Source organism: Sphingomonas flavida, assembly GCF_036663655.1.
Classification (GTDB): domain Bacteria; phylum Pseudomonadota; class Alphaproteobacteria; order Sphingomonadales; family Sphingomonadaceae; genus Sphingomonas.
The window spans coordinates 1-1,143 of record NZ_JAXOJH010000054.1; the positions used below are offsets into that span (position 1 = coordinate 1).

1 protein-coding gene is annotated in these 1,143 nt (G+C 62.8%); it reads left to right on the top strand.

Going from position 1 to position 1,143, the window contains the following annotated elements:
- Nucleotides 1-171 precede the first annotated feature (171 nt).
- Entirely contained in the window at nt 172-999 is an 828-nt protein-coding gene (locus U1703_RS18850) for an IS5 family transposase (protein WP_332786975.1), read from the top strand.
- Nucleotides 1,000-1,143: the final 144 nt, after the last annotated feature.

A 1,143-nucleotide genomic window follows, 5' to 3' on the forward strand; every position in this document is an offset into this window, starting at 1 on the left:
CCTCGTGCTCACGCAGCACGCCTATGATCTGATCCTCGGTAAAACGGCCTCGCCGCATCGCTCGTCTCCATCTGACGAGCTAACTTACCAATGGCATGATTTCCGGGGAGCAGGTCAAGCGATTTCAGTCAGTTGTGATTCACCGAGGGTTGCGAAGACCACGGGGATCATATGGGCTGGACTGAAACCGCTCGCCGCGAGCATGACCGAAGAAGGCTGCACTACACAAGCGACTGCACGGACGCGGAGTGGGCGATTATCGCACCGCTGCTGGCACGAACGACGAAGGTGGGGCGCCCGCGGCTCCACCGGGCACGGGATTTATGGAACGCGATCCAGTACCTTGCGGCGACGGGGTGCCAATGGGCGCAACTGCCCCGGGACTTTCCGCCGTTCACGACGGTGCAGTATCATTTCTACCGGATGCGCGACAACGGCCTGCTCGATGCGATCAACGCGGTGCTGGTGGCGGGGGTGCGGGTCGCGGAAGGCCGCGAGGCCGAACCGACTGCGGGCATCATCGACAGTCAGTCTGTGAAAAACACCGAGGCCGGCGGGCCGCGCGGCTATGACGCCGGCAAGAAGATCAAAGGCCGCAAGCGCCACATCGCTACCGACACGGCCGGCAATCTGCTCGACGCCCTCGTCCATTCCACCGACGTCCAGGACCGTGACGGCGCACCGGACCTCATTGAGCGCTGCCGGGATGCCTATCCCTCACTGGCCCGCCTCTTTGCCGATGGCGGCTATGCCGGGCCGAAGCTCGAGGCCGCCATCGCACATCTCGACCGCCTCGCCATGGAGATCGTCAAACGCTCGGATACCCAATCCTTCGTCATCCTGCCCCGCCGATGGGGCGTCGAGCGCACCTTCGCATGGCTCAACCGATGCCGACGTCTCGCCAAGGACTGGGAGGCTTCCATCGCATCGTCAGAAGCATGGCTCGTCGTCGCATCCATCAGGCGAATGACCCGCCGCATCGCAAAGTTCGAATTATGAGTCGGGCTCTAAGAAGGAGGCTTGGGACTATCCCCTGAGCATAGGCTTATGTCCGTGTCCGAGATCATCACAGACGGCGGTCGTCGCCGTCACTGGAGCACGCCTGAGAAGCTGAGGATCGTCGAGGAGACGCTCGATGGTCGC

Coding starts and splice junctions, on each gene's coding strand:
- U1703_RS18850 (WP_332786975.1), top strand. CDS start 172: ATGGGCTGGACTGAAACCGCTCGCCGCGAGCATGACCGAAGAAGGCTG.